This is a genomic window from Dietzia sp. UCD-THP (assembly GCF_000349585.1).
Classification (GTDB): domain Bacteria; phylum Actinomycetota; class Actinomycetes; order Mycobacteriales; family Mycobacteriaceae; genus Dietzia; species Dietzia natronolimnaea_A.
Genome location: NZ_KB714656.1, coordinates 37,728 through 42,457, shown reverse-complemented (window position 1 = coordinate 42,457; position 4,730 = coordinate 37,728). Strand labels below are relative to the sequence as shown.

The following is a 4,730-nucleotide window of genomic DNA, read 5'->3' as shown; positions in this document are numbered from 1 at the left end:
CGCCATCCCGGCGTGCGGCTGTGCGCTGACCTGGCAGGCGCTCGCGCGAGACGCCATCTGCGGGAGCGCCTGCCCGCCATTCCTTCGCCAACGACTGCGCGCGCCACCCCGGGATCGGGGCGGCGCGCACAGTCGTTGGCCGCGGCGGTCGGGCGGCGCCGGGTCAGGAGTCGTGGATGATCACGCCGCGCATGATCTTCCCGTCCTGCAGGTCCTGGTAGCCCTCGTTGACCTGGTCGAGCGAGTAGGTCGTGGTGATGAGCTCGTCCAGCTTGAGCTTGCCCTCGTCGTACAGGCGCAGCAGCTTGACGATGTCGTACTGCGGGTTGGCCGAGCCGAAGAGGGTGCCCGTGATGGTCTTTCCGAAGAGGGCCATCATGGTGCCGTTGACCTGCACGGTGTTCTCCGTCATGTTGCCCAGTCCGGTGATCACCACCCTGCCGCCCTTGCCGATGACGTCGAAGGCGCTCGAGACGACCTTCTCCTCGACGGTGCCCACCAGGATGAGCGCCTGGTCCGCCATCTGGCCCCAGGTGAGCTTCTCCACCTCGGCGTGGGCTTCGGCGGCGTCGGCGAACGCGTGGGTGGCGCCGAACTTCAGGGCTTCATCGCGCTTGAACTGGACGGGGTCCACCACCACCACGTGACGGGCCCCCGAGTGCACGGCGCCCTGGACGGCGTTGATGCCGAGCCCGCCGATCCCGTAGATCACCACGGTGTCGCCCTGGCGCACGTTGCCCGCGTAGGTGGCGGTGCCCCAGCCGGAGGGCACGCCGCAGCCCACCAGGACGGCCTTGTCGAGCGGCAGCCAGTCGTCGACCTTGACCACCGAGTGCTGCGAGATCACCGAGCGCTCGGAGAAGGTGCCGAGCATGCACATGGCGCCGAACTCCTTGCCGTCCGCCCGGAAGCGGAAGGTGCCGTCGGGCATGTGGCCGTCGAGGATGGTCGCACCCATGTCACAGAGGTTCTGGCGCCCGGTCGAGCAGTACCGGCAGGTGCCGCAGTTGGGGATGAAGGAGCACACCACATGGTCGCCGGGCTTGACCTTGGTCACCCCCACGCCCACGGCCTCGATGACGCCGGCACCCTCGTGTCCGCCGACGATCGGGAAGCGCGGCGGGAGGGAGCCGTCGGACAGGTGTAGGTCGGAGTGGCACAGGCCCGCGGCCGTGTACTTGATCAGGACCTCGCCGGGGCCGGGATCGTCGAGGTCGAGCTCGATGATTTCGAACGGCTTGTGGAGGTCGAACAGTACTGCTGCCTTGGTCTTCACGGCGGTGTTCCTTTCGGGAAGCGGGGAGCGGAGAGCGGAGACTGGGTGAGGTGTCGGGGGAGGGGGGCGTGTCGCGGATGGCACGCGGCCGGGTCAGAGCTGGATGTTGACCGACCTGGTCTGGGTGTAGAGGTCGAGAGCGCCCTGGCCCAGCTCGCGGCCCCACCCGGACTGCTTGAAGCCGCCGAACGGCATGGCGGTGTCAAAGCCGTTGTACTGGTTGACCCACACCGAGCCGGCGTGGAGGCGGCTGGCGACCTGGTGGGCCTTGGAGATGTCCTTGGTCCAGACCCCGGCGGCCAGTCCGTAGATCGAGTCGTTGGCCTGACGGACCGCGTCGTCGACATCGGTGAAGCGCAGGGCCGAGACGACGGGGCCGAAGATCTCGTCCGTGACCACCCGGTGATCGGGCTCGACGTCCACGAACACGGTCGGTTGGACGAAGTACCCGGTGTCGCCGTGTCGGCCGCCGCCGGTCAGGGCCCGCCCGCCGTCCTCGATGCCGGCGCGCAGGTAGTAGGAGACCTTGTCGAACTGGTCCTGGTCGACGAGCGGGCCGAGCTCGGTGGCGGGGTCCAGTCCGTGCCCGATGGTGGCCTGGGCGGCGGCGTCGGCGACGGCCTGGGTGAACTTCTCGTAGATGGAGTCCTCGACGTAGAGGCGGGTGCCGGCGGTGCAGGCCTGTCCGTGGTTGAACATCCACGCGGCCACGGAGCCGGCCACGGCGGCGTCGAAGTCGCAGTCGGCGAAGACGATGTTGGCGCTCTTGCCGCCCAGTTCGAGGGAGACCTTCTTGAGGTTGCCCTTGGCGGCGTCGACGATGAGCTTGCACACCTCGGTGGAGCCGGTGAAGGCCACCTTGTCCACGCCGTCGTGGGCGGAGATGGCCGCGCCGGCGTCGCCGAAGCCGGTGACGATGTTGACCACGCCGGCGGGTACCCCGGCCTCGGCGATGATCTCGCCGAGCAGCAGCGCGGTAAGTGGCGTCTGCTCGGCGGGCTTGAGGACCAGGGTGTTGCCGGTCGCCAGGGCGGGGGCGAGCTTCCAGGCGGCCATGAGCAGGGGGAAGTTCCACGGGATGATCTGTCCGCACACGCCCACGGGGACGCGCTGGGTGTAGGCGTGGAACTGCTTGTCGCCGGCGAACGGCATCGACACGTTGACCGTGGAGCCCTCGATCTTGGTGGACCAGCCGGCGTAGTAGCGGAACACGTCGGCCGCCCAGGCCACGTCCACGGCGGTGGCGATGGCGGCGGACTTGCCGTTGTCGAGGGCCTCGATCTGGCCGAGCATCTCGGCCTTGGCATCCAGCAGGTCTCCGATGCGCCACAGGATCTGCTCCCGCTGGTTGGGCTTCATGGTGGCCCAGGCGCCGTCGTCGAAGGCGCGGCGGGCGGCGGCGACGGCCCGGTCCACGTCCTCGGGTCCGCCGTGCGCGACTTGGGTGATCTCGGCCCCGGTGGCGGGGTCGTAGGTCCCGAAGGTGCGGCCGTCCGCGGCGTCGACCCACTGCCCGTCGATGAACAGCTGGTGCGGGCGGCCGAGGAAGTCGCGGGCCTCGGCGCCGAGCCGCTCGTCGACCTGGGTGGTGATGCCGCTGCCCCGGGAGAGTGTGCCGGTCATGTCTGTCCTCCAAAGATCCCGACCGGCTCGGGTATGAGTCCGGTCACAACCCATCATGGGGTCGTGGGCGGGGCTCGGAGTGTTCAGTTTCTGGACACCTTCTAGGACAGTCCGAACTCCCGCATGCGGGCGTAGAGGGTGGTCCGGCTGATGCCCAGGCGCTTGGCCGCGCGGGCGCGCACACCGTCGCAGTCCGCCAACGCGGCCACGATCGCGTCGTACTCGCCCCGGGCGAGTTCACCGGCCCGCGGCGGCCGTGTGGAGCGGGCGTGGGAGGGCAGCGAGTCCACGTCGAGGGTGGCCAGCCCCCTGGTCGCGGTCCGGGTGAGGCGGTCCGCCAGGACCGACCTCAGGGACACCAGGCCGTTGGGCAGGTCCAGCGCACAGACGGCCTCCGCGAAGCGGACAGTGACGGCCGGGGCCCCGAGTCCGCGCGCGGCGGCCAGGTCCGCGACCATCCGGCGGACGATCTCGCCGCCCTCCTCGCCGCGCTCGTGCAACGGTCGCAGAATGGTCCGCGCCCCGCACACGTCCAGCACCCCGTCACCGCCGGGCGGGGGTCCTCGCGGCTGGTGACGACGACGAGGGCGTCACCAGCGGATCCCAGGCGTGCTGCCAGGCGGCGCAGATCGGCGTCGCCGAGGAGGTCGATGTCGTCCAGGACCAGCGATCCGCCCCGGGTGCCGAGTTCGCGTAGGGCGGGGACCGCCAGCTCGCGCCACGCCGCGTCCGCGCTGTCCGCGTGGGCGAGTCGGACGTGCACTGCGTCGGGGCCGGCGATCGTCGTCGCCGTCGTCGTCCTGCCCGATCCGGACGGCCCCACCACGGCGTGGGATCGGGACGTGGCGACAGCGGGCGGGGCCGACGTGCCCGGGGTGGGCGTGGGGTGCTGCTCGGGGAACGTCAGGTCGAGCAGGTGGCCGCGTCGGCCGACCCGGCTGGACAGCACCCGTACGGTCCCCACCGAGAGTTCCACGGCGTCGCCCATCTCGTCCTGCTCCGCCAGCCGCCGGAGCCGGGCGAGGTCCCGGGAGTCCAGTCTCTCCAGGCTCGAGTGCGAGGCCAGCACCACCTCGTCGCCGAACGCGCAGGTGGCCGTGTCGGAGGAGCGGGTGCGCTCGACGAAGCGGCGCCAGAGTTCCCGGTCGTCCGCGCGGGCGGTGTCGACGTAGCGGGCCTCGATGTCCGCGACGATCTTCCGCACGAACGGGTCGAACATGCGGGAGGCGTCGGCACTCATCCCCGTCAGATCCACCGCCCCGACCAGGCGGCGGGTGAGCGGGTCGATGATCGGGTGTCCATAGCAGGCGAAGTCCCGCAGGGACTCGGCGAAGTGCTGCTCGCCGTGGATGAACACCCCGGCCCGGGTCTCGAGCGCCGTGCCGATGCCGTTGTTGCCCACCGCGTCCTCGGTCAGGGTGGCGCCGTCGTCCACCCCTCGTTTGAGCAGCATGCGCGCGATGCGCGTGCTGTCGCGCACCGAGCGGATGCCCCGGCCCTCGCGGTCGGCGAGCAGGAGCATGGCCCCGGTGTCCTTGAGGACGTCGTCGAGGTCGTCCATCACCGGGCGCGCGGCCTCGGCGAGTCGGTGGGACCGCGACGCGAGCGGGTCGGGGGCGCCGGGGCGGGCGCTCTTCGGTGTCAGTCCGCACGAGGCGGAGCGTCGCCAGGACAGGTCCACGGGGTCCTCGCCGGGCGCGACGGAGGGGGAGTGGACGGTCTGGGTCACGGGGCACCTCCGGCCGGACGAGGGGTGTGACCCACACCATACGCGCGCGGTGCGTGGAGCAGATCCGGGGCTCAGGGCGGTGCACGGTTCGGCGGCACGGTT

General features: G+C 71.0%; 4 protein-coding genes. All 4 read right to left on the bottom strand.

The genetic code is table 11. The features are described from left to right. Positions 1–163: 163 nt before the first annotated feature. Positions 164–1,276 (bottom strand): NDMA-dependent alcohol dehydrogenase, encoded by a 1,113-nt coding sequence (locus H483_RS34530; protein ID WP_017837945.1) that lies wholly within the window; start codon positions 1,274–1,276, stop codon positions 164–166. Between the two features lie 93 nt (positions 1,277–1,369). After that, positions 1,370–2,899 carry an aldehyde dehydrogenase family protein gene (locus H483_RS34525; RefSeq protein WP_017837944.1) on the bottom strand — a complete coding sequence of 510 codons (1,530 nt, stop codon included), beginning with the start codon at positions 2,897–2,899 and terminating at the stop codon, positions 1,370–1,372. A 101-nt stretch (positions 2,900–3,000) separates the two neighbouring features. After that, entirely contained in the window at positions 3,001–3,258 is a 258-nt protein-coding gene (locus H483_RS40190; protein ID WP_238556357.1) for a helix-turn-helix domain-containing protein, read from the bottom strand. After that, positions 3,249–4,628: a GAF domain-containing protein gene (locus tag H483_RS34520; RefSeq protein ID WP_238556356.1), complete on the bottom strand. Its 1,380-nt coding sequence runs from the start codon at positions 4,626–4,628 to the stop codon at positions 3,249–3,251. The genes H483_RS40190 and H483_RS34520 overlap by 10 nt, the downstream gene beginning before the upstream one ends. Between the last annotated feature and the right edge of the window lie 102 nt (positions 4,629–4,730).

Bases quoted from the DNA above. Each gene is read 5' to 3' on its own strand.
- H483_RS34525 (WP_017837944.1), bottom strand. From the start codon at position 2,899: ATGACCGGCACACTCTCCCGGGGCAGCGGCATCACCACCCAGGTCGAC.